Here is a 23,447-nt window from a genome sequence, read left to right on the forward strand (position 1 = left end):
TCGTTTTCTTCGAAGTGCGCCGTCGTAAAATGAGTGACCATTCCCCATATGTATAGAACCGACGCCAAGCCTCCCGGTCCGTCATGGACGAGGAGTTGACGTCGGCCAATCAAAGGATCGATGACATGTCCTTCAAGGACCTGACTGCCAGGGCTGCGGCTGCAATGAAGCCGAAGCCTCCGGAGACCGCGAAGACTCCTTCCAAAGCGAACGAGCCGAAGGCCGCCGGCAAGGAAGCGCCAACGAAATCCAAGACATCTTGAGACCTGCACAGGCCACGCGCCCCGTCCTCAAATGGGGCGCGGACCACCCGCAGCAGCATGGAGGAATAGGTCGATGGAAGATTTGACGAGCAAGACCGTCGCGGTGTTCGCCCGACCGTTCACTGTGCCCGGCTTTGACGAGACGCTTCCGGCGGGAGAATACGAGATCGAAACGGAGTTGGTTTCACCCCCGGATCAAAAGGATCCCGCAGTCTGGAAGGCCTCTGTCCTCGTGAAGCTTCATCCTCGGATATCGCATCCCGGGCTTGCGCGGGCCCTGACCGTTTCCCTTGCCGACCTCGACCAAGCACGCGCCAAGGATAAGCTGACGGGCAAGGCACTGTCCGACCTCTTTCTCGAGGAAATGTTATCAGATCCGATGGTGCGTCTTGTGATGAAGGCTGACGGAGTCTCAGAGGCGCATTTGCGACATCTCTATACTGAACGTGGGACGCCTGATCCCGAATTGAATGTGCCGGCGTCGGCAACGACCGCCCAAAGAACGCGGGTTGATGCGTCAATCCGGGACGCCGAAAACGAAGGAATGCCTTCAGGATCGGAAACACCGTCGCTATCGCGCAGCCGCCAGGCAGCTGGACAGATTTGATGTTGGCCAGGACCATGGCCGAAGTCGCAATGCCATCGTTTATGACCGTAAGGGCCCGGCGCGACGTTCCGCAAGAACGCCGATGCCTGCGGTGTGAAACCTTGTTCTCGAGCGAAGGTTTCGGAGAGCGGATCTGTCGGCGCTGCAAGGGATTGAACGCCTGGCGAAACGCAGTGCCCGTCAGTCCGGGCGCCTCACGCCGTCGCTGATCCTCTTCGACGTGCGTGCCGTCTTACTCGAACCACACTGGACCCCAAAATTTTTGCCTGCCGCGACATCCTTCACACCACAACCTACCGATACGGTGAGGCGGTCTCTCTCGGACCGCACAGGTTGAAGTGTCCGTCGTCAGATAATTTGGGACGCTTGAGCGCTTTCCAGACTGGAGGCTCTGGCTCACCGCTGATTGAGGTTATGCGGTTTCAGTTTCGTGGCGCAAGCGCCGGGCGAGCATGGTTTTCCGTTTGATCTCCTCTCGCTGTTTCAGGATCTGCTCGGCTCGGCCGAAGTAGACGTCGGCGGGTGTCAGGTTGCCGAGGCTCTCATGATACCTGTTTGGACCTGTCACGCTTTTGTGCCGCTCCAAGTGCTCGTTTAAGCCACTTTCCGTTCGAAGGCGACCGGGCTTTTCCAGCCCAGTGCTGAGTGGCGTCGTCGCGGATTGTAGAAGCCGTTGATGTATTCGAAGATTGCGATCTCAGCTTGCCGCCTGGTTGCCCATGACCGCCGCCAGATGAGTTCGGCCTTGATGGTTTTGAAGAATGTCTCGACGGCCGCATTGTCATAACAATTACCTTTGCCGCTCATGGAGACTTTGAAGCCATGCTGGCGCAGGATCTTCTGGTAGTCATGCGAACAGTATTGGCTTCCGCGATCGCTGTGGAAGATGCAGCCTTTGGGTGGCGCTCGGAAAGCGATGGCCATTTTCAAGGCCCGGATCGCGAGGTCACGCTTCATGCGATTGCTGACAGCCCAACCAATGACACGCCGGGAATGCAGATCGAGGATGACGGCCAGATACAGCCAGCCCTCGCGGGTCCAGATATAGCTGATGTCACCCGCCCATTTCTGGTTCGTCTGATCTGCTTTGAAGTCGCGATCCAGCAGGTTCGGGGCGATGTTGAACGTATGATCGCTGTCTGTGGTCGCCTTGAACTTACGCGTTCTATTAACGGTAATCCCGTTTTCGCGCATCAAACGCCCAACCCGGCGATGGCCCACATCGATGCCGCCCTCCTTCAGTTCTTCGGTCATTCGGGGCCTGCCGTAGCTGCCCAGGCTCAAGCGCGACTGTTCCTTGATATGCGCCAGCACAACCATATCCGTGCGCTGCCTGCGGCTGGCAGGCCGGTTGCGGAAAGCCCGCAATCCGCTTGAACCGCCCCGGGTTTACCGGAGAGTTTCTTGTTCAATGATTAGGCTGCTTTTTCGGCAGCGTTCAAGTTTGCGTAGAATGACTCCTCTGCTTCGTGCGGCGTGATGTAGCCGATGGCGCTGTGCAGGCGGGTGTTGTTATACCAGTCGACCCATTTCAGGGTTTCCCATTCGACCTGACCAACGGACTTCCAAGGGCCGAGGAACTTGATGACCTCGGTCTTGAACAGGCCGATGATGCTTTCTGCCAAGGCGGTGTCGTAGGAATCTCCGACGCTGCCGACCGAGGTGTCGATGCCGGCCTCGGCGAGCCGCTCGGTGTATCGGATCGACAGGTATTGGCTGCCGCGGTCGCTATGATGGATCAGCTTGTCAGCCTCGGACGGCGCCCGCTGTCAGATGGCCTGGTTCAGGGCATCGAGGACGAAACCGGTCGTCATCGAGGTCGAGACGAGCCAGCCGACGATCTTGCGGGCGAAGACGTCGATGATGAAGGCCACGTAGACCATGCCCTGCCAGCTCGAGACATAGGTGAAATCGCTGACCCAGAGCTGGTTCGGCATGTCCGCCACAAAGGCGCGGTTCACCTTGTCATCAGGGCAAGGTTGGGCCGTGTCGGGGTTGGTCGTGGTAACCTTCTTGCCGCGGACAACGCCCTGTAATCCCATCACCTTCATCAGTCTCTCCACGGTGCAGCGAGAGATGTCGTGCCCTTCGCGGCGCAACTGATGCCAGACCTTGCGCGCGCCGTATCGTCCCCGGCTTCCATCGAAGGCCTGCTTGATCGCCGCCATGTCCAGTCGGTCCTGCTTGGCCCGACCCGATGCCAGGTCCGGATCGCGCTCCACAGCCTTGAAGGCATAATACGTCGATGGTGCGATCCCCAGAACCCGGCAGATCGGCCCGACACCAAAGACGCCACGCTGATCGTCGATGAATGCGATCATTTGCGGAACGGGCGGTCGAGCTCCGCCGCTGCGAAATATGCGCTGGCCTTCTTCAGGATCTCGTTGGCTTGCCTGAGTTCACGGTTTTCGCGCTCCAGGGCCTTGATCCGTGCTTTCTCCTCGCTCGTCGGTCCGGACAGATCGCCTGCATCACGCGCGGCTCGCCGACACCACTCCCGCAGGCTGAAAGACGAACAACCCAGCTTCGAGGCAATTGCTCGGTAGGCAGCACTGTCGCTGCTGTAATCAGAACGGTGTTCGCGGAAAAGCCGAACGCCGCGCGCGCGGAACTCGGCCGTGTAGCTCGGGGTATGTTTCTTGTCTGTCATGAGGCTCACCTTTTGAGAGTTTTAATCTCCGGTAAACCCGGGGCGGTTCAGCGTGGGCTGACGTTCATGACCTGACAAAGCCGGTCGAGCGGGAAGGTCCCGCGCTGTTCTTCAATGAAGCTGAACCTCATGGCTTTTGGCTCGCGAAGAACTGGGTGGCTTTTTTTAGGATGTCCCTCTCCTCCTTGAGGATGCGGTTCTCGCGCCGAAGCCGTTCGTTCTCCAGCGCAAGCTCGCGATCCTCGGGGGATACCAAATCCGTGTCACGGTGCGCGTTCACCCACTTGTTCAGCGTCGAAAGCCCAACGCCCAGATCATCCGCAACTTGTCGCCGTGTTAGCCCGCTCGTCAGCGCAATTCGCACTGCATCCTTGCGGAATTCATCCGTTCTTCCCGTGCCCATAGCTCGTCTCCTTTGCTGCACATTATGCTATCAAAGGAGCGGCACCAAACCGCGACAGGTCCAATCTGCGTTCGGAGCATCAGGCCTATGTCCCGCGACAGAGCCAATTCCGAATAGATGAAGTTCGGAATTGGCCCTGACGCTCTCGTCTGAGGAAAATTCAAACGGCGCTTTCGGGGAGATTACGTCCGGCGGTTACATCTTGCGAAACACGGCTTCGCCTTGCGCTGTCGCTCCGTGCACTTGAAAGACCTGCTTCGCCAGGTCGACGCCGATGATCGAGACTTCCTTCATAGCCAATTCCTCCTAATCCTTCATGAATCAATCTGGCACAAGTGCCGTCAGGAGGGGCTACCCAACCCAGCATCAACGCCCCACAGAAGTCCTACAATCGCACCGGTCTCGGCTCTTTTGTGATGTGCTATCCGGTGCGCGCTCGGACATAGTCAGAGTTGCCGCTCGTCGGGGCAACGGCTTTGATCTCAGCATGGATCTTGCCATGCGCTGCGCAGAGCGGCGCCCGCAAGGTTGAGGGGCGTCTTGACAGGTTTCCTTTCGCGAAATCTGAGTTCGGGCAAGTTACCTTACCTTTCTGAGCCTCAATCGACCTGAAACGGCACGATGTTTCGGGTGTTGTGGTCCACCTTTATGTCTCGCGCCAGCGGCGGTACGGACCGGTGCCTGCAATTGGAGCGTTCGCAGATGCGGCAGCCGGTGCCGATCGGCTCGAACCGCCTCGGGTCCGTCACGTCAAGATCATCCGCGTAAACAAGCTGACTTGCATATTTCGCTTCACACCCAAGACCGATCGCGTACTTCCGCGATGTCTTACGGAACTCAGGGGTCGGGATCGTCTTGCTGAATGCAAGGCAAACGTAGCGAAGGCCGTCAGGCGTACTTGCCAATTGGCGCAGTATCTCCCCGTGCCCTTCGAACGATGCATGGACGTTCCACAGCGGGCAGGACCCTCCGAAGCGCGTGAATTTCAGACTGGTCGCACTGTGCCGTTTGGTAATGTTTCCAGCCCGGTCGATGCGCAGGAAATAGAACGGTACCCCCTTCTGCCCGGGCCGTTGCAACATGCTGAGGCGGTGGCACACCTGTTCGCGGCTGGCGTCGAAGCGGAAGGCCAGGCGGTCCAGATCGTGGCGTGTGTCGGCCGCGGCCTCCAGAAATTCCTGGTACGGAAGCACGACGGCGCCGGCAAAATAGTTGGCAAAGGTCATGCGGCAGACTTCACGGGCGCTCGGTGAATGAAAACTGGCTTCGTCCAGAAGCTTTTCGATCAGCGCACCCTGCTCCAGCAACCCGACCTGGTAGGCCATCTGGAAAAGGTTAGTGGCCGCGTTCGACGTCGCGCTGAGATGCAGCGTTTGAGAGTCGGGATCATAGCGGCGAATGGATCCGGCTTCGGCCGCACTCTTTGTCTCGACCACGCGAATGCCATGCGCGTCGCTCAGGTAGTCGGCCAGAAGAACATATCTTTGCCGGTCGGTCCGCGTGATCGTGCGCGCAAAGGCTTCGGCAGCGCGGTCCAGTTCGTCGATATAGTTGTCCTTGTAGTGGAAGTAGTCCCTTACCTCTTCGTAGGGCATGGGCGCGACCGGCGCTTCGGACTCCGAAAGCGTGGTGTCGAGCTGGCCCAACTGCTCGCGCGTTTTCTGGAACACTTGGTACAGGCCGAGAAACGCGCGCACCATGTTCGGTGTGTTCGACGCCGCAATCTTCAATTCTTGCGGCATGATGTTCGTATCCGCGAAGATCGGATCGGTGAGGATTTCGCGCAGGTCGACCGCGATCTTTCCAGACTCGTCCAGCGCAAGTTCCGACAGATCGAAGCCGAAACTGTTGAACAGAGACAGGATCACCGAGGCCGACAAAGACCGGTGGTTGTTCTCGATCTGGTTCAAGTAACTGGTGGAAATTCCAAGCGCTGCGGCGAAATTTGCTTGGGTCATTTTCCGTGTCTGCCGCAAGTGACGGATGCGCGCGCCGGCGAAGATCTTGCGTTGGTTTTCGCTCATTCACTTTTTCGCATTTTGCATCGTTCGTATTGCGAACCTTCACAAGGTAACACGTTCAATCCTCGACGCATAGCCTGTTGCGTGGCTAAGCCCAACGCAAGGCAGTACATCGCGAGATCCGGAACCCTTTGTGGAGATAGAGAACATGGCAAGAGTAGCATTGGTCACCGGCGGCACGCGCGGGATTGGCGCGGCGATAAGCAAGGCCCTTTCTGCGGCGGGCTACAGTGTCGCCGCCAATTACGCCGGCAACGACGAAGCCGCCGCCCTGTTCACTGCAGAGACGGGCATCGCCACCTACAAGTGGTCTGTCGGCGACTATGACGCCTGCGTGGCGGGCATAGCGCGGGTCGAGGCCGATCTTGGGCCGGTCGACGTGCTTGTGAACAATGCCGGCATCACGCGTGACGGCATGTTTCACAAGATGACCAAGGAAAAGTGGGATGCGGTCATCAATACCAACCTCAATGGTCTGTTCCACATGACCAATCCCGTCTGGGCGGGCATGCGCGAGCGCAAGTTTGGCCGGGTGATCAATATTTCTTCGGTGAACGGGCAGAAGGGACAGGCAGGTCAGTCCAACTATTCCTCGGCCAAAGCCGGTGATCTTGGATTCACCAAGGCGCTTGCCCAGGAAGGTGCGCGGGCCGGAATTACCGTGAACGCGGTGTGCCCCGGCTACATCGGAACAGAGATGGTGCGAGCCATCGATGCGGACGTTCTGAACAAGCACATCTTGCCGCAAATCCCGGTCGGCCGCCTTGGAGAGCCCGAGGAAATCGCCCGCTGCGTCCTGTTCCTCGCGTCTGACAACGCAGGCTTCATCAACGGCTCAACGATCTCGGCCAATGGTGGCCAGTTCTTCAGCTGACCTATTCGAGGGAGGAGACGAACCATGGGAACTTACGCAGAGACATATTCCGCTTGGAAAGCTGATCCAGAGGCATTCTGGGCCGAAGCCGCGCAAGCGGTAGACTGGGAGCGGGCGCCGCAGAAGGTGCTCGATGGCAGCAACGCGCCGGGCTATAGCTGGTTCGCGGATGCCGAGGCCAACACCTGCCACAACGCGGTCGACCGGCATGTCGAGGCAGGCCGCGGCGACCAGGCTGCAATCATCCACGACAGCCCGGTCACAAACAGCAAGACGACGATCACCTATGCAGAGCTTCAGGATCGCGTTGCCCGATTGGCCGGTGTTCTGGCCGCGCGAGGCGTCATCAAGGGCGACCGCGTGGTGATCTACATGCCGATGATCCCCGAAGCGCTGGAGGCGATGCTGGCCTGCGCCCGGATCGGTGCGATCCACTCGGTCGTCTTCGGCGGTTTCGCTGCCCATGAACTGGCGGTGCGGATCAATGATGCGACCCCGAAGGCCATTCTCAGTGCCTCTTGCGGGATCGAGGGCAAGCGTATCATCGCTTACAAGCCGCTTCTGGACGAGGCGATCAAGCAATCGGATCACAAGCCGGAGGTCTGCTTGATCCTGCAGCGCCCTCAGGCCGAGGCCGCGATGACACAGGGCCGCGATCTTGACTGGGCCGAGGTCACGGCGGTTGCAGTACCCGTTGGCTGCACGGTCGTGGGTGGTGCGGACCCACTCTATATCTTATACACCTCCGGGACGACGGGCCAGCCCAAGGGTGTGGTGCGCCATACCGGCGGACACATGGTTGCCCTGCTGTGGACCATGAAGAACCTTTACAACGTGCGGGCTGGGGACGTATTTTGGGCGGCCTCGGATGTGGGCTGGGTGGTCGGGCACAGCTATATCTGCTATGGGCCCCTTCTGGCAGGCTGCACGACGCTTGTCTTCGAGGGCAAGCCCGTCGGCACCCCCGATCCCGGCACGTTCTGGCGCGTCATCGAAGAACATGATGTGAAAGTGCTGTTCACGGCCCCGACCGCGCTCCGTGCAATCAAGCGGGAAGACCCGGAGGCGACCCATGTCGCCAGATACGATCTGAGCAGGTTGCAGGCGCTTTTTCTGGCCGGTGAGCGGGCCGACCCGGACACAATCAAATGGGCCCAGACACATCTGCAGAAACCCGTGATCGACCATTGGTGGCAGACCGAAACCGGCTGGGCCATCGCGGCCAACCCTCTCGGTATCGAGCAACTGCCGATCAAACCCGGCTCTCCGGCCCTGCCGATGCCTGGGTACGACATCGAGATTCTCGACGATGCCGGTCACCCGGTCGGGCCGGGCACGCTGGGCGCGATCGCGATCAGGTTGCCGTTGCCGCCAGGCACGTTGCCGACGCTCTGGAACGCCGAAGACCGCTTTCGCAAGAGCTATCTTCACGCCTTTCCGGGCTACTACGAAACCGGAGATGCGGGTATGATAGACGAAGATGGTTATGTCTATATCATGGCGCGCACCGACGATGTGATCAACGTCGCGGGCCACCGGCTTTCGACCGGTGCGATGGAAGAAGTTCTGGCAAGCCATCCGGACATCGCCGAATGTGCCGTGATCGGGATCGGCGATGCGCTCAAGGGCCAGTCGCCGCTGGGTCTGGTCTGTCTGAACGCGGGTGCTGACCGCACCGAAGAGGACATCCAGTCCGAATGCGTCAAGCTGGTCCGCCAGGAAATCGGTCCTGTCGCCGCGTTCAAGCACTGCATCGTGATCGATGCGCTGCCGAAGACCCGTTCAGGCAAGATCCTGCGCGGTACGATGGTCGCCATCGCAGACGGGACGGACTGGAAGATGCCCGCCACGATCGACGACCCGACAGTTCTCGACGCCATTGCTGACCGAATTGCCGGGCTTGGTCACCCCACTGCCTGACTTGAACGAGAGGAAAGTTCCATGAAAGACGTCGTCATTCTTGACGGAGCCCGCACCGCAATCGGCACCTTCGGAGGCTCGCTTGCGGGAACCGCGCCCACAGCGTTGGCCACCGCGGTCTCGAAGGAAGCCATGTCACGCTCGGGCGTCGAACCCGGTCAGATCGGAGCTTCGATCTTCGGGCATGTGATCAACACAGAAGCAAAAGACATGTACATGGGCCGCGTCGCCGCCGTCGATGCGGGTATCCCTGAAGAGGCTACGGGCCTTACGGTCAACCGCCTGTGCGGGTCTGGCGCGCAGGCCATCGTCAACGCCGCACAACACATCATGCTGGGCGACGTGGATTTTGCGCTCGCCGGTGGGGCGGAAAGCATGTCCCGAGCACCCCATGCGACGCAGTCGATCCGCACCGGCCAGAAGATGGGTGATGTGTCCTTCACGGACATGATGATCGGCGCTCTGAACGACCCGTTCGGGGTCGGACACATGGGCGTTACGGCTGAGAACGTCGCCGCCGAGAACCAGATCACCCGCGAGCAACAGGACGCATTTGCCGTCGAAAGCCAGCGCCGCGCAGCGGCGGCGGTTGAGGCCGGCTACTTCGAAAGCCAGATTCTGCCGATCGAGGTCAAGATACGCCGCGAGATGGTTCCATTCGCCGTCGATGAGCACATCAAGGGTTCCACGACGATGGAAAGCCTTGCCAAGCTCCGGCCGGCCTTCAGAAAAGATGGCTCTGTGACGGCCGGCAATGCTTCCGGCATCAATGACGGTGCCGCGGCGCTGGTTCTTGCTTCTGCCGACGCCGCGCAGGCGGCCGGCCTCAAGCCCCGCGCGCGGCTTCTGGGCTATGCCATCGCAGGCGTGCGCCACGAGGTGATGGGGATCGGCCCTATCCCGGCCGTGACCAACCTGCTGCGGAAGATCGATATGACGGCCGACCAGTTCGACGTGATCGAAAGCAATGAGGCCTTCGCCGCTCAGGCCTGTGCCGTGAATGCCGGGCTCGGCCTCGACACCAGCAAGGTGAACCCCAACGGCGGGGCCATCGCGCTTGGCCACCCGATCGGGGCGACCGGCGCGATCATCTCGATCAAGACGCTCTACGAGTTGGAGCGCATAGGGGGTAGGTATGGTCTTGTCACCATGTGCATAGGTGGTGGTCAGGGTATCGCGCTGGCGTTCGAGCGCCTGAACTGAGCGCTGTCGGGGCGCTGAAAAACGGCGCCCCGATCGCCATGCCAAACGGATCGAGCGAGGAGGAGCTCCCGATGTCAAAGCCGAAGACGCAAGCCACCGTCCCAGACGTGACCGATCTGGCCACGCGAATGATTGCGCTGACGCAGCGCTCTCTGAAGGCAGCCTCGAAGCTTCAGGCCCGGTCCGTGGCGAAAGCCTCCGGCTCTGAATATTCACTGATGGATGCCAATACACTTGCCAAGGCGTATGGCAATGTCTGGAACCGCGCGCTCACTCATCCTCAGGACCTTTGGGCGGCACAGCTCAAGGCGGCCTCGGACCTCTCGAAGGTGTGGACCAGCATCCTGGTGCCGCAGGACGCGCCGGTCAGGGACCGGCGGTTCAAGGCCTCGGAATGGTCCGATGACCCGGTGTCGCGCAGTTACCGCGACAGCTTTCTGGCGTTCGAGGAAGCCGTCGAGGGCCTGATCGATAAGCTGACGGAGGACGGACGCGACGATCTGCGCGTCAGGTTCTACACAAGGCAGGCGATCAGCGCGCTGTCCCCGGCAAACTTTCTTCCGACCAATGCCGCCGCGCGCGCGAAGTTTTTTGAAACCGGCGGCCAGAGCATCCTCGACGGAATCGAGAACCTGCTCGACGATCTCGAACGGGGTGATGGTCGCCTCGACATCGCGACCAACGATATGGATGCCTTCGAAGTTGGCGTCGATCTCGCAACGACCGAGGGCGAGGTGGTTTACCAAAACGAGTTGATGCAACTCATCCAGTACCACCCGCGCACCGAAACCCAGCACAAGGTCCCGATGCTGTTCGTGCCGGCGTGGATCAACAAGTTCTACATCCTGGACATGCGACCCGAAAACAGTCTTATCCGCTACGCGCTGGATCAGGGGCATTCGGTGTTCGTAATCTCTTGGGCCAACCCGACCAAGGCCCATGCCGATCTCGACTTTTCCGACTACATGAAACTGGGTCCGCTAGCCGCGCTCGATGTGGTCCGCGACATCACCAAGGAAGAAAAGGCCAATGTGCTGGGTTTCTGCATCGGTGGAATTCTCGTGACCGCGATGCTTGGCTACCTTGCCGCAAAGGGCGATGACCGCATCAATAGTGCCACGACGCTGGCGACCATGGTCGACTTCAAGGACGTGGGCGAGATCGGTGTCTTCATCGACGATGACCGTCTTGCCGTATTGCGCGAGCATATGGAGAAGAAGGGCTATCTGGAAGCGCACCATCTACAGGACATGTTCTCGATGCTGCGCGAGAACGACCTGATCTGGTCCTTCTATGAGGCCAATTATTTGCGCGGTGACAAGCCCCGGCCGTTTGACCTGCTCTTCTGGAACGCGGATTCGACCCGGCTGCCAAAGGCGATGCTGCTTTGGTACCTGGAGGAGGTCTACCTGCGCAACAAGTTGCGTGAACCCGGCGGCCTGGAGATGGATGGCCTGAAAATCGACATCACCAGGATCCGGGCGCCAATGTTCATCCTGGCCACCCGCGACGACCATATCGCGCCGTGGAGGTCGATCTACCCCGCGACGCAAATACTAGAAACCGATGTGGAGTTCGTTCTGGGCGGATCGGGCCATATTGCCGGTGTAATCAATCCCCCCGACGCGCGCTGCAAATACGGATATGTGACCTCTGACAGCTATCCGCCGTCGCCCGATAAATTTCTGGCGCAGGGCGTGAATCATGAAGGTTCATGGTGGCCCAGCTGGTCCTCGTGGCTCGCGGTCAGAAGCGGCGAGATGGTACAACCCCGCAAGGTCCCCAAGCGAGGGCGCTACAAATCCCTTGAGCGCGCACCGGGTAGCTTCGTTACGGCCGAGCCTGATTGATCGGAAGTGAGGCCCGTATGGTTGGCCGTGTTCAGGCCACCATTTGCTTCAAGTCAGCCAGTGATAGGACGCCTATCGCGGATTTCAGGTGTGTAAATCGGCCCATTGACAGTCAACCCAGATCGACGGCAGGCCTCGGCGCTTGAATGGTTCGTTATGGGGGTAATCTCCTCGATATTAAGAGTATTTGGGGTTTGCGCCCTTGTGGGTGGACAGTTCTGAAGAGCAGAATTGAACGGGCGCGGGCTTTAAAGGAAGGAAGCCCATGCCAAGACGCCATCGTAGCCACAGCACCGAGTTCAAGCGGCAGGTTGTTGCGGAGTATCATGTCGGCGAGACGCTTCACGCGTTGGGTCGGCGCCACGACGTGTTACGAAAACTGATCCGGACCGAAAAAGCAGAGGCCGGTGCGCTCGATGAAGACGCGGCCGCCGCGGAATCGCTGACGGGCTACGAGGCACGGGTCGCCGCCCTCGAAAGCCTTGTCGGCCGCCAGGCGCTGGAAATCGAGTTTCTAAAGGGGGGCTACGCTCCAGACCCTCGCCGAAAAGCGCAAACATATCTGCCACCGGCGGCCTGCCAACCTCTCGATCCTGCGGGGTTGCAGGCTGATGGGTGTCCCGCGATCGCGCTTCCAGGCCGACCTCGTCGGTTGGCCAGCAGATGCCGTGATCGTGGCGGCTTCCTCGCTGGACAGCTCCGTCGCAATACCCCGCCAGAACCGGCACAGATGCTCACGCTGCCAGACTGGCGGCCGACCTGGCGAGGATAACTTGCGTCGCGTCGAGCGTTCGGCTTTCCGTCTTCCTGCCGTCATCAACACCTCCAAGATCGGGTTTTGCAACGACCGGTTGAATGCGCCCAGTATGTGCCAGAGTTGCATCGCGACATTCTTGCAAAGCGTGGGTTCTTCGGATCGATGAGCGGACGTCCCAATCTCTGCACTAGCGCGCAGGCCGAGAGTTTCATGAAGACGCCTAAGGTGAAGGCTCGTATCTGATTGGATTGAGACGTTGGAGGATGTCGCCGACAGCGTGCCACGCTTCCTCGGGGCCTATGCCAACCGTCGCCTGCATCCAGCCTTTGGGTATCTCAGCGCCGCCAGTTCGAAGACCGCAACGCCCGCTCCCTTGCCAAAACCGTAGCGTAACCCCGTCCAACGCGAGGGGCGCACTCCATTACTGGACTAAAATTGCATGTTTTTTCAAAACATAAGGAATTTTGCCCGGATCTTGAGGTGCGAAGGCTGTGGCTGCGACAGTTTCCATGGCCGCGACGGTTGGCACGGCGAGCTTTGCGGCAGGGTGCGGAGCCGTCAGCCAGGGCAGGGCCTCGCTGGAAAGTTCCCCGTTCGCGCTGGTATTTGCGCACGCGAGGATCGGCGCACCGGCGCTTTCACGACGCAAGGTATTCAGCCGCCGCTGGACGGCGCGGACCAGGCAATCCGGAATGCGTTCGCGTGTGCCACCTGTAAAGGGTCATCGGCTGTAGTCCGGTCACGCTCCAGTCAGCTTCGAAACCGGGATTCCAGCGTATCTGTCATCGTTTCAATGGATCACCTTGCATCATCCCTGCATTGCTTTGGGCCGATGCACTTTTACACGCGCGGACGCATTCTTAGGTTGAACGAATAGGCAGTGAAGGAGGTGACCTTTGACCCAGAACGCCACGAAACTCCCACCTGTAGACCCCCAAAATGCCGCTATCGTCGAAAGGTTCGGCGGCAAGATCACGGCCCTCGATCCGATCGGCGCCCAGGTTTCGGGGATCGATCTGTCCTCTAAGGACGCGCTACCGCCCGAGCTTGTCGATGTGCTGGAACGTGAAATGGCGCATCGCGGTTTCCTCGTCTTTAAGAATGATGCGCCCTTGGATGCGGAGGATTTCTTGCGTGCCAGCTGCCTCTGGGGCGGCAGGGAGCTGCACAGCACCCACGGCGTGCATCCGGAGACGCCCGGGGGAAATCCTCACATCTTCCGGCTGTCGAACGATGCGCGGCATGGCATCCCCGATGTCGGGCCTCAATGGCACAATGACGGCAGTTTCCTGCCCGCGACGTTCTCCCATTCGGGCTACCACATCATCCGCCCTGCCGAGCGTGGCGGTGGCACACACTTCTCGCACCAAGGCCTTGCGTTCGAAGCGCTTTCCCAAGATCGCCAAGAACGCTGGACCCGCCTGTCGTCCGTGAACTCCGCTTCCGGTGTCGTCCATCCGCTGGTGCACGAGCACTCGGTTTCCGGGCAGAAATGCATCTGGCTGCATCTGGGCATGACCGGCGCAGTTCTCGAAAAACTGCCCGACCGTGATGGCTTCCGCTTGCTGCAGGCCGAGGAACTGAAACAGCTGTGCCATGATTATAACGATGTCCTGAATGCCGGCCTGACGAACGGATATGCGGTGGCTTACGAATATCAGGAGAACGACTGCGTCTTTATCGACAATCTGGCCGTTGCGCACAGGGCAGCCCCAGAGGCGCACATTCCGGCGGAGAAACAAGGGCTGCGGATCATGCACCGCAGCACCGTGAAGGGAGTTCGGGACCTTGCCCCTTCCTTCGGCTTGCCGATGCATGTGAACATCGATGGCCCAAACCCGGTCGGCGAAGGGGTTTGGCAGGGAGGAGGGGTTGGCTTTCGCTGGGATGAAGGCATTCCCATGCGAAACTGATAAGGGGACGGGAATGGTCCCGCGCGGTGTAGCGCGACAAAGTGGATGAGATCAGCGAGTCAAGTTTGGATGGGCGTTGGGGCGAAATTTCGGCCAGAGAGGATATTGCCGCTAACCTTCTGAAGTTATGCCACGCAGACGGTCTTCGGCTGTGCCGAGGGCGTTGGAGCGGTTAATGACTGGGCAAGCGAACGCCATTGATGGAGTGGATGGCTTCCGATCCCGGCATCGCGATTTGCCACATTGGCTGCTGTCAGACCAACCCACCAAGGGGCCATCCACTCAATAAATTGCGCCGCACTGACTCATTGTTCAAGAACATCAGCCTGAGCCTGTCCGCCCGGTTCGAACGGAAGACAAAGACGGCCCCTGCGAAGGGATACTCCTTCAGCACCGACTGCACCAACGCGTCGAGGCCGTCGAGGCCGTTGCAGAAACCCGTGTGCATTGTCGCGGTCAGGACTCCCAGCTGGTCAGAGAGTATCCTACCAGCGTCCGCACCACCGCGGCGATCCGTTTTGCCGAGGGCGCCGGGCTCGAGCCGCACCGTGACAATGCCCACCGCGATCCTGGCGCTGGCGCCTGGACAAGAGGCGGCGGTCGACTGTGGCGGCGCAACCATCAGCGACACGAACTCCACCGCGTCCTTGGGGGCTGGATGCACAAGCCTACCGTCCCGCGCCATCTGCCCCCAGACCGAAATTTGGTTGGGCAGAAGCCCATACCGCGTGGCCACCGCGCTCTCAGTCGCGCCTGGGCCGAGCGTCTCAGCGACGTTTTCCGCCTTCAGCTCATCCGGTGACTTCTGGTTCCTTCGCTGCGTCGCGCGCTCGTTCGAGAGAACTTTCGAATGTGCGTTCATTGGGAAACCACGCCGTGCCTGTTGCCGGGAATGAAATCGCAGAACCGGCGTCTCACAATCGGGTGGCGGCCTGGCCTCGCTTTACTTGCGCGAGAAGTGGGCAGCTATCCTCTACGCGCTTGGGCCGAATACCAGCCTGCCGCGTCCACGGTGACGGCTCCCGCAGGCCAATGCTCAATTTTGGGCGCACAGGTCGCCGCCCGCGATTTCATTGGCAAGGTGCAGGATGACCTGACGGGCTGACTCCACGCGATGATCTGACGCTTGGGTCAGTCGGCGGTTTCGGCGGCGATTTCGGGCTCGACGAGGTTGCGGAAGATGCGCCCCTCCTTCTCCAGCTCGTGAGCCACGCCCGCTGCGGCGTCGGTATAGGTGAGTGTCGCCCGGCTCGCGTCGAGAGCGCGCGCGGTCGCATGACGCACCGCTCCGACGATGGCCCGGCCCGAAAGCTCGAAACGGGCCATGGCGGCGGAGAAAGCTGCGGGATCGGCCGGGGCCGGGACGTCGGGCAGGGCGCCTGCCCAGATTGCGGCGCGCTCGGACACGCCCGGCGGTGTGAAGGCGACGATGGCATCGAAGCGGCCAAGAAACGCGTCGTCGATATTGCTGCGCAGGTTCGAACAGAGAATGACGAGCCCGTCGTAGTCCTCGACGCGACTCAGCAGGTAGCTCACCTCCTGGTTGGCATAGCGGTCGTGGGCGTCGGTGACGGCGGTGCGCTTGCCGAACAGCGCGTCGGCCTCGTCGAAGAACAGAACCCAGTCGCGGGCGCGGGCGGTCGCGAAGAGTGTGCCGAGGTTCTTCTCCGTCTCGCCGATATACTTCGACACCACGAGGGAGAGATCGACACGGTAGACCTCGAGCCCGGCCTTCTGCCCCAGAAGCCCCGCCGAGAGCGTCTTGCCCGTACCGGGGGGGCCGTGAAATAACGCGCGGAAGCCTGGGCGCAGGTGCCGCCCCGCTGCGGCCGCGCCGTCGAGCGCGGCGCGGTGCCTGAGCCAGCGGTCGAGCGCATCTAGTCCCGCCCGCGTAGGGTCCGCCAGCACCAGGTCTTCCCAGCCGAGCCGCGTGGTGACCCGGCGCGCCGGAAAGCGGGCAGAAAAGCGAGGGGCTGCGCTGCGCCCGAGCACAAGCCGATCAAAGGCGGAGCCACTCAGCTCCAGCGTGCCCGACAGCCGCGGCGCACCCGGCGCGGGCTCCTCAAGCGAAACGAGGTCCTCGGCCGCGAGCCAGTGGTCGGGCTCGAAGAGGCGGTGCAGGTCCGCCCTTGCTGCGATATCGTCTCCTGCCAGCAGGAAGGCCGCCGTTTCGCCTGTGGGCAGCATGGCGCGGCTCTCGGCATGGCGCCGCCCGCCCATCTGGGGGAAGTCGCCGGGCCGCGCGATCGCCGCGGCAAACGCATCCGATAGTAGTTGGGGCCGCAGATGTGGGGCGAGGGCGAGCATCAGCACTGTGAAGGTGTCAAACCCCACGCCGTGCTGTTGGCAGAGCGCGGCGAGCGGCGTGCCGTCATCGAAGAGTTGGGGCAAAGGAAGCTCGCCCGGATCGCGCCCTTCGGTCTCGGCCACGCGCGCCGAGACGAGCCGCGCGAGGAAGTCGAGCCCGGCGTCTAGGTTCGGCGCGGTGGAGATGGAGGCCTGGTCCTTCATTCCCTGAGCTCCCGCATGGGTTGGCGCGCGATCAGGGCCTGACCCGATTTGATCCGCGCGCGGATCTGGTTGGACAGAGTCTTGGTCGCCTTTTCTGCCTCGGCCGACGGCAGTTTCTCGAAAAGGGGCGGCAGATCGGAATAGGCCTTGTGCGTGATCGGCAGCGCGACGACTTCGTTCATCCTGGCGACATCGGCCCGCAATTCGATCTGCAGGTGATCCACGGCCTGAACTCGCATGTGCCGGTCGATCTGAACCAGCCGTTCGGCGCGTTCGCGCGACGTCAGGCCGGTATCGTTGCGGGCGGCGTTCTTCTGGCCCGCGAAATTGGCTTCGACCCCTTTTACCCGCGCAATCATGTCGTCGGGTGATTTGCCGTAAGTGCGGCCTGCGACGTGGCGGCGGTGGCTGAGATTGATCGCGTATCCCTTGGCAGTCCGGTTCTTGGCCCTCTCGATCATCATCTTGCGCGGGGCCTTCTTGAAATAGGTCCGCTTGGAAAGCCATTGAATCGCGGTGTTCTGGGGCTGGTGATCCGGGGTCAGCGCGTCCCCTTTCATCTTGAGCATCGACTCGTAGGTGCCGACGCGGCCTTCCATCAGGAACCGTTTTTCTCCTGCCGCGATGGCTCTTGCGGCGACGGTGTCATAGCCGATCAGCTTCTTGAGTTTTTCGGACATGTCGAGTTGTGCATCGATCAGGGCACGCATCCGCGTGGCAGGAACCTTCTCGCTCTTGAGTTCGAGCTTCTTGATTTCCCCGGAGATGGCCGCAAGCCGCGCGAGCGACGCCTCGGCGTCGCTTTGGTCGCGCCGCTTGTCCGCCGGGACGCCGTTCCTGTAGGAATCCTTCCACGCCTTGATGACCGCCTTCACGTCCTTCGGCGAGGAACGCATCATCGGTGTGCCGTCCTTCCTGAATTCCAGGCTGTGGCTTTCGCCGTTCACCCTGAAGCGCTTCTTGGGCCAGAGAAGAGCGGCAACCTTGTCGCGCACCTTCCGCGCGCCCTTCTTGAGGCCCTTGACCAGTCTGCGGGCGAAGGCGACGACGCGGTCGATCACCCAGTCGATGGCGCGGTTGATGGGCGCGGTGACCCGCTGCACGACGCGCTGTATCGCCGCCGAGATGCCGCCGAGGCCCAGCACGCTGGCGATGAGCGAGATCACCACCGGCAAGGAGCGGACCAGCGCGTTCTCCACCGCCTTCGCGGCGGGGTCGAGCATACCTGCCGCAATGTTGGTCACCGCTCCGTAGACAGACATCACGAAATCGCGGATCTGGGCGAACCGCTGCACCAGCCACATCACGAGGTCGAACATCAGCTTGAGCGCGCGGGCCAGCATCGAGGCGGGGTTCAGCAGCGAGATCAGCCAAAGGATGCCCGCCTTGATCACCTTGAACACCACCCAGTTGCGGATCGTGCCGATGACCATCTCGTAAAGATTGTTCAGCCGTTCGTGCACCATGTCCCAGATCGCCGAAAGCCCTTCGCGGCGGATGCGGCCGATGATTTCCATGCCCTGCTCGATGCGTGTGAAGATCCCTTCCGCTGCGGGAAACTTGCGGACCACGCGTGCCTTGACATTCTCGTAGGTGAGGCCGAGCACCCGCGTCACAAGCCCGAAGATGCCCTTGAGGTCGAAATTCTGGGGCAGCGTGATGCCCGCCCCGCCGAGCGCGCCGGTCAGCCATCCGATGAGACCGGTCTGCAAGTGCTGCAGGATATTGGTGCCGAACTTGCGGATGCCGCGCCCGACGGCGGTTACGAGGTTCGAGAAGAAGCCCGGCAGGTCCTTCAGGATCGCCATGATTTTCCCGCCCGCCCGGTCGATGAAGCGGAAGATCGGCCCCGAGTCGACCCCCGCGATATCGCAGCCCGCCTGGATCGCGATGCGGAGCGCCCCCGCGAAGTCCCCCGTCAGCACCGCGCCCAATACGCCGACCGCGGCCGTCAGCGCGGTCTGGAAGGCTCCGAGAATGCGGTCGAGCGCCGCGGCAAGCGCACCGGCCACGCGTTCGACCACCGCGACCGCGGCGTCGGCCACGGCGTTGACACCTGCGATGGCGGTGTCGACCACGGTGTCGATGGCACCGTCGAGCGCGTCGGCGAGGCCCGGGAAACGGTCGCGCAGATAAGTGTCGACCTGAGCTTTCGCCCAGTCCCGGAAATCGTTGAGACGGGCCACGACCCAGTTTCGCGCGGCGTTGATGAGCCCGATGGCGGCGTTCTTGGCGGCCTCGATGATAGTCTTGACCGCGTTGCGCAGGGCCGTGAAGACGGCGTCGATTGCCTCGGTCACGGCCTTCACGGCACGTTTGACGGCATTGGCCGCGCGGCTCCACCAGCTGTCTTTCTTCTGGTCCTCTTCGAGCTTCTTCTTCTTCTCGCCCGCCTCCTTCTCCTTCTCGCGTTTCTTGTTTGCGGCCTCCGTCTCCGCGTCGTCGAGTTTCTTGTGTGCCTTGCCCTCCTCGGTGCGCACATGGTCGCCGATCGCATTGCGCTTGGCCGTCTGCTCTTTCGTGGCGTCCTCGGAAAAGGCAGCGACCTGCGCGTGGGCGTCACCGATCGCCTTGCCCTGCTTGGCGGCGATATCGGCGCGGCCCGCGTTTACGATACGGGTCTGGTTGGCATCGGCGCTGCGGCTCGCTTCGGCAGCCTCCGACCGGGCGGCGGCGACCTTGGCGTCTCGCTCGGTGTCGCGGGTGCTCGCGGCAGCGCGGGCCTTCTCGGCGGCGGCCCTGCCGCTCGCATCGATCTGCTCGGCGACCTTCTTCTCGGCGAGCGGCCGGACGGTGTCTCCGAGCCGTGCATCGCGGTAGCCCGTCGCTTCTTCGGAAGGCGTGACCTCCTCCGGCGTCGTTTCGGGGGCCTGGCGAAGGGTCGGGCGGCGTCGCTCGTCCAACTGTCGGGGTTGCACGTTCGACTGGCCCGGATGGCTGCGGAAGGCCGCCGAGCGGCGATCACGCTCCTGCCGCATCTGGCTTTGCGCCTCGCCCTGCTGCCGCGCGAGCCGACCGGTGTCGGCGTCGCCTTCCAGGGCCACCCGCTCGCGCGGACCGGCGGAGGTGTTCACCCCATCATCGGTGGTGCGGATGCCGCGTATGAGGCCCCGGATCGCACCGCGCAGCCATGCAAGGAACCCGCCCTCGGGCTGGTGGTCCATCTCGCGGCGACCTTCGGCGGTCGACGGCGCCGGGGCGCGGTTCTCCTGCGGCGTGGGCGTGAGGTCGCGGGGTCTCTCGCCCTTCACCCCGTCGCCGATCTCGGCGCGGGCCTTGCCGATCCGCTCGGGCGAGGTTGTCGTAAGGTCGAGCGCACCGCCTGATTGCACGGCAATCTCGGGGGCGTTGTCGGCGGCGGCCTTCTGTTCCGACCCGAGCCGTTGAGTGATCGTGGCGCCGAAGCCCTGCGTCGCGGTCTCCACCATGGCGGCGGGTGCGGCGCTCGCCATCGCCGTAACCGCCGCCTCGGACCCGCCCGAGAGATCGGGGGCTGCTATTTTGTCGGGGGCGGGCGGTGGCGGCATGGCAGGTTCGGATGGCACCATGAGGCCAACTTCGTCGTCGGGGGCCTTCTCTGCAGGAACCGGCAGCGCGTCGGCGGCAGTTTGGGGTGCCCCGGTCTGTTCGAGTGGTTCAGGTGCAGTGGCTGCCGCGCCCTCTTCGGCGACGGGGCCAATCTCGAGTGGGTCGAGCGAGGTCTCGACAAGCGCGACATCGGGCATTGGCAGCTTGGCCATCGGGTCGAAAAAGACGTGCCACTCCGAGACCGGCCCCCAGATTTCCTGAATCTGCCCGCCGAGATTGTCCGCGCCGGCCGTGTTGCCGTTGACCGTGGCGATCCGCGTGTCGCTGACAGGGGTGCCTGCAGCCACGTCGCCTGCGTCCACCCCGGAGACCAGCGCGAAATGCTGGTTCTTTGTGCGCCATGCGATGTCGCCCTTCCTCGGCAGGGTGCCGGGCGGGCGGGCCTCGACGGAGTCGAGGATGTTCATTCCGATCGTCCAGTCGGGCAGCGGCACACCCGCGGTCTTGAGCGCCCACCAAGTGAAAATTCCGCACCAATGAGGCAGGGCGTCCTCCTTCTGCGCCTTGCCAGGCTTCTCGACCATGGTGATCCGGCGGACGATCTGCGGATGTATCGTGTCGCCGCCGAAGGCGGTGCGGAAATATTCGAGCAAACGGTCGGCGCCGATGCGCTCTCCATTCGCACCCATGAGCTTCGAGTTCACCTTGCCGATCTCGCCGCGCGCAAGCGCGATGGCCTGCAGCGCTTCGGGGCGAACGTGCATCGTCAGTTTCTCGTCCGTCTCGGGGGAGAGCCGCACCGTGTCGACCTCCGTCGCGCCCTGCTGGACGGTATGGGCGAGTTCATGCGCGAGGAGATGGTCACCGTCGGGTGTGCCGGGCGCATAGCGCCCCTCGTTGAAATAGATGTCGTGCCCGTTGGCGAAGGCCTGCGCGTTCAGCGCGCGGGTCAGTTGCACCGCGAGCGCGTCGGTATGCACGCGCACGCCTGATAGCCCGGCACCGAACCGCGCCTCCATCCGCGCGCGAACGTCGTCCGGCAGGGGGCTGCCTTGGCCGCGTCCGGCGCGCAGCCCGCGTGACACCCGGTCCGGATCACCCGGCGCAGCCGACGGGCCCCGCGCCTGCACGGCCTCTTGCTCCTCGACGGGTTGAACTTCATCCAACTCGCTCTTTGTCTGTGCCTCGTCTTCTCCCGCTGCCTGAACCTCATCCTCCTCCGCCTTGGTCTGCGCCTCTTCCTCCTCCGCTGCCTGCACGTACTGCTTGTCGGCCTTCGCCTGAGCTTCCTCCCCTTCGTGCGTTTGAACCTCCTCTTCTTCTGTGCCCGCCTTCTGCACTTCCTCGTCCATTGGCGTACGCTGCGCCCCAAGCCCCTCTGTCGGCGTCAGCTGCGCGGCGACGGGACTGGTTGAGAGCGGGCCACGCCCGTGAACGACCGCATCGGCAGCGTGGTCGGCCTCTGTTTCGAAACGGTCTCCTGGACGACCGACGCGCAGCCGGGCCTGCACGGGTGTGGGCGTGAAGAAGGGCCGCGTGCGACCTGTTTCGGGAGCCGTGGCCGCTTTCACCGCCCGTTTCGGCGCGCGCAAGGCCATCAGCGCCAGTCCACGACCAGGGGCTGCGCCATCCACGGCAGGCGCAGCGGTGAAAGCGGCCAAGGCAGCCGATCGAGCAGCACGTCGGTACCGCGCGGCTCGATCTTGAGGCGGTCCGCGTTTGCTCCAAGGATCAGATGACCGGGGCGGCGCAAGAAGGTCTCGCGCAAACCGTCTGGCGTTGCATGGCCGAGCGCGGTCCAGTGCCCGACCATTGATGCGAGCAAGGTGTCGACGGCCTGCTTTTCGGCCTCGGTGGTATTGATGACGCGAGGCTGGGGCGCCTCGAGCGGTCGGCCCGTCATCAGCTTGGCGAGCGCCATGGACGGCTCGTCGTTCGGCGGGCCGCCCGCCAGCGCGGCGATGATCGCCCCGGCGCGTTCTGCAGCCGCGATGTCGCGGAATGTTCGGTCGGCGAGCAGGTCCAGCCGGTCGAAGAGCGCGGGCAGGAAGGGACCGGCCAGCACGACGCCCGCATGGGGAATCGCGAGGGGCCCCGCGTCCTCACCTGGAGTCGGCCAGTCCTCGACGGTTTCGACGAGGGGCCTCGCGTGAGGCTGTCGCGTGTCAGTGACCACGTTGTTCATCTCATCATTCGGTGGGGTCGTGGCCGCTCCGGCGGCGCGGCGGATCATCGCCACGAGCGCCTCGCGAGGCCCGATGCTCGCCTCGCCCCTGGCAGGGGCGAGGGCCGCGGCGCGCCAGTCGGACAAGGTGGGCCAGGCGGACGCTGGAACCGAACCCCCGCCGGCACGGGGCAGGGCGATGGCGATGCGGCGCGCCGCGGCGGGTGCGACCTGGAGCAGAAATCGTGTCGCCGCCGGCGCCGCCAGCAGTACCGGCGCAAGGTGCCGTGCAACTGTGGCGATTTCGGCGTCGGTCAGTTCCGCGAGTGCCGCGTCAATCTCCGCGATCCGCGCAGCGGGTGCCCACCATGGAAAAACGCCCCGTTGCAGGAAAAAGGCCAGCGCCTCGGCGAGCCATCCCGCCGGGTCGCCCCGTGAAGGCGCGCGTGCGCCAGAAGCGTCCGCGTCGAAGCGCTTGTGCTCAGGCAGCGCGCGCGCAAGAGCCCGATCAAGGGCCGCGGCGAGGCTCGTTGCATCGAGCGCCGCGTCGGATGCGAGTTCAATCTCAAGTCGCTCAAGACGGATCAAGTCGTGCGGGGGCGCATGGGCGTCGAAAACTGGCGCGAAGGCCTCTTCGAGCCGCTCTGCCTCGGCGGCGAGATATGCCCGTGCCTCGAGCAGGGCGGCTTCTTCGGGTCCGGTGAGGGCGATGGAAAGACGGCGCACGCGGTGGAGGTTGCGCCCCGAGCCCGAGAAACCGCCGCTGCCGCTTTCCGCCATTGC

General features: G+C 62.6%; 13 protein-coding genes, 4 pseudogenes and 1 other annotated feature. Of the genes and pseudogenes, 8 read left to right on the plus strand and 9 right to left on the minus strand.

The window, feature by feature from the left end:
• The first annotated feature begins 125 nt into the window (after positions 1-125).
• Both DKT77_RS21235 and DKT77_RS19010 read left to right on the plus strand, forming a co-directional pair.
• Positions 126-263, plus strand: coding sequence for a hypothetical protein (locus DKT77_RS21235; protein WP_238548030.1), 138 nt, complete (start codon positions 126-128; stop codon positions 261-263).
• Between the two features lie 73 nt (positions 264-336).
• Entirely contained in the window at positions 337-870 is a 534-nt protein-coding gene (locus DKT77_RS19010; RefSeq protein ID WP_109813228.1) for a hypothetical protein, read from the plus strand.
• Positions 871-1,282: 412 nt separating this feature from the next.
• Here DKT77_RS19010 and DKT77_RS21590 read toward each other — a convergent pair.
• The 5 genes and pseudogenes from DKT77_RS21590 to DKT77_RS19040 all read right to left on the minus strand — a co-directional run.
• Positions 1,283-1,423: pseudogene (locus tag DKT77_RS21590) on the minus strand (IS3 family transposase); the annotation flags it as partial.
• Positions 1,424-1,464: 41 nt separating this feature from the next.
• Positions 1,465-2,241, minus strand: a pseudogene (locus tag DKT77_RS19025) (IS3 family transposase); the annotation flags it as partial.
• 44 nt (positions 2,242-2,285) lie between these two features.
• Positions 2,286-3,520 (minus strand): annotated as a pseudogene (locus tag DKT77_RS19030) (IS3 family transposase).
• Positions 3,117-3,233 (minus strand) — a sequence feature (AL1L pseudoknot). It overlaps the preceding pseudogene by 117 nt.
• 50 nt (positions 3,521-3,570) lie before the next feature.
• Positions 3,571-3,923: pseudogene (locus DKT77_RS19035) on the minus strand (transposase); the annotation flags it as partial.
• Positions 3,924-4,522: 599 nt separating this feature from the next.
• Positions 4,523-5,947: a helix-turn-helix domain-containing protein gene (locus DKT77_RS19040; RefSeq protein WP_109813230.1), complete on the minus strand. Its 1,425-nt coding sequence runs from the start codon at positions 5,945-5,947 to the stop codon at positions 4,523-4,525.
• 145 nt (positions 5,948-6,092) lie between these two features.
• Between DKT77_RS19040 and phbB the strand changes: the two genes are divergently transcribed.
• The 6 genes from phbB (at position 6,093) to DKT77_RS19070 (ending at position 14,461) form a co-directional block, all read left to right on the plus strand.
• Positions 6,093-6,818, plus strand: coding sequence for an acetoacetyl-CoA reductase (gene phbB / locus DKT77_RS19045; protein ID WP_109813268.1), 726 nt, complete (start codon positions 6,093-6,095; stop codon positions 6,816-6,818).
• A gap of 24 nt (positions 6,819-6,842) precedes the next feature.
• Positions 6,843-8,738, plus strand: coding sequence for a propionyl-CoA synthetase (locus DKT77_RS19050; RefSeq protein ID WP_109813231.1), 1,896 nt, complete (start codon positions 6,843-6,845; stop codon positions 8,736-8,738).
• Positions 8,739-8,759: 21 nt separating this feature from the next.
• A complete protein-coding gene (gene bktB / locus DKT77_RS19055; RefSeq protein ID WP_109813232.1) occupies positions 8,760-9,941 on the plus strand; it encodes a beta-ketothiolase BktB in 1,182 nt (393 codons plus the stop codon).
• 71 nt (positions 9,942-10,012) lie between these two features.
• On the plus strand, positions 10,013-11,791 hold the full coding sequence (locus tag DKT77_RS19060) for a PHA/PHB synthase family protein (RefSeq protein ID WP_238548031.1): 1,779 nt from the start codon (positions 10,013-10,015) through the stop codon (positions 11,789-11,791).
• Between the two features lie 265 nt (positions 11,792-12,056).
• Positions 12,057-12,563 (plus strand): transposase, encoded by a 507-nt coding sequence (locus DKT77_RS21240; protein ID WP_238548032.1) that lies wholly within the window; start codon positions 12,057-12,059, stop codon positions 12,561-12,563.
• Between the two features lie 881 nt (positions 12,564-13,444).
• A complete protein-coding gene (locus tag DKT77_RS19070; protein WP_109813234.1) occupies positions 13,445-14,461 on the plus strand; it encodes a TauD/TfdA dioxygenase family protein in 1,017 nt (338 codons plus the stop codon).
• 253 nt (positions 14,462-14,714) lie between these two features.
• Here DKT77_RS19070 and tnpB read toward each other — a convergent pair whose 3' ends face one another.
• The 4 genes from tnpB to DKT77_RS19090 form a co-directional block, all read right to left on the minus strand.
• Positions 14,715-15,323, minus strand: a complete 609-nt coding sequence (gene tnpB / locus DKT77_RS19075) for an IS66 family insertion sequence element accessory protein TnpB (protein ID WP_109813235.1) — start codon at positions 15,321-15,323, stop codon at positions 14,715-14,717.
• 269 nt (positions 15,324-15,592) lie between these two features.
• Positions 15,593-16,972 carry an ATP-binding protein gene (locus tag DKT77_RS19080; protein ID WP_238548033.1) on the minus strand — a complete coding sequence of 460 codons (1,380 nt, stop codon included), beginning with the start codon at positions 16,970-16,972 and terminating at the stop codon, positions 15,593-15,595.
• A complete protein-coding gene (locus DKT77_RS19085; protein ID WP_238548034.1) occupies positions 16,969-22,161 on the minus strand; it encodes an eCIS core domain-containing protein in 5,193 nt (1,730 codons plus the stop codon). Before DKT77_RS19085 ends, DKT77_RS19080 begins: the two co-directional genes overlap by 4 nt.
• Positions 22,098-23,444, minus strand: coding sequence for a contractile injection system tape measure protein (locus tag DKT77_RS19090; protein ID WP_109813238.1), 1,347 nt, complete (start codon positions 23,442-23,444; stop codon positions 22,098-22,100). The genes DKT77_RS19085 and DKT77_RS19090 overlap by 64 nt, the downstream gene beginning before the upstream one ends.
• Between the last annotated feature and the right edge of the window lie 3 nt (positions 23,445-23,447).

The organism is Meridianimarinicoccus roseus (assembly GCF_003172915.1).
Taxonomy (GTDB): Bacteria; Pseudomonadota; Alphaproteobacteria; order Rhodobacterales; family Rhodobacteraceae; genus Meridianimarinicoccus; species Meridianimarinicoccus roseus.

What these genes read in the sequence shown, in the direction of transcription:
- DKT77_RS21235 (WP_238548030.1), top strand. Translation starts at nt 126, where the DNA reads ATGTCCTTCAAGGACCTGACTGCCAGGGCTGCGGCTGCAATGAAGCCG.
- DKT77_RS19010 (WP_109813228.1), top strand. Translation starts at nt 337, where the DNA reads ATGGAAGATTTGACGAGCAAGACCGTCGCGGTGTTCGCCCGACCGTTC.
- DKT77_RS19040 (WP_109813230.1), bottom strand. Translation starts at nt 5,947, where the DNA reads ATGAGCGAAAACCAACGCAAGATCTTCGCCGGCGCGCGCATCCGTCAC.
- phbB (WP_109813268.1), top strand. Translation starts at nt 6,093, where the DNA reads ATGGCAAGAGTAGCATTGGTCACCGGCGGCACGCGCGGGATTGGCGCG.
- DKT77_RS19050 (WP_109813231.1), top strand. Translation starts at nt 6,843, where the DNA reads ATGGGAACTTACGCAGAGACATATTCCGCTTGGAAAGCTGATCCAGAG.
- bktB (WP_109813232.1), top strand. Translation starts at nt 8,760, where the DNA reads ATGAAAGACGTCGTCATTCTTGACGGAGCCCGCACCGCAATCGGCACC.
- DKT77_RS19060 (WP_238548031.1), top strand. Translation starts at nt 10,013, where the DNA reads ATGTCAAAGCCGAAGACGCAAGCCACCGTCCCAGACGTGACCGATCTG.
- DKT77_RS21240 (WP_238548032.1), top strand. Translation starts at nt 12,057, where the DNA reads ATGCCAAGACGCCATCGTAGCCACAGCACCGAGTTCAAGCGGCAGGTT.
- tnpB (WP_109813235.1), bottom strand. Translation starts at nt 15,323, where the DNA reads ATGAACGCACATTCGAAAGTTCTCTCGAACGAGCGCGCGACGCAGCGA.
- DKT77_RS19080 (WP_238548033.1), bottom strand. Translation starts at nt 16,972, where the DNA reads ATGAAGGACCAGGCCTCCATCTCCACCGCGCCGAACCTAGACGCCGGG.
- DKT77_RS19090 (WP_109813238.1), bottom strand. Translation starts at nt 23,444, where the DNA reads ATGGCGGAAAGCGGCAGCGGCGGTTTCTCGGGCTCGGGGCGCAACCTC.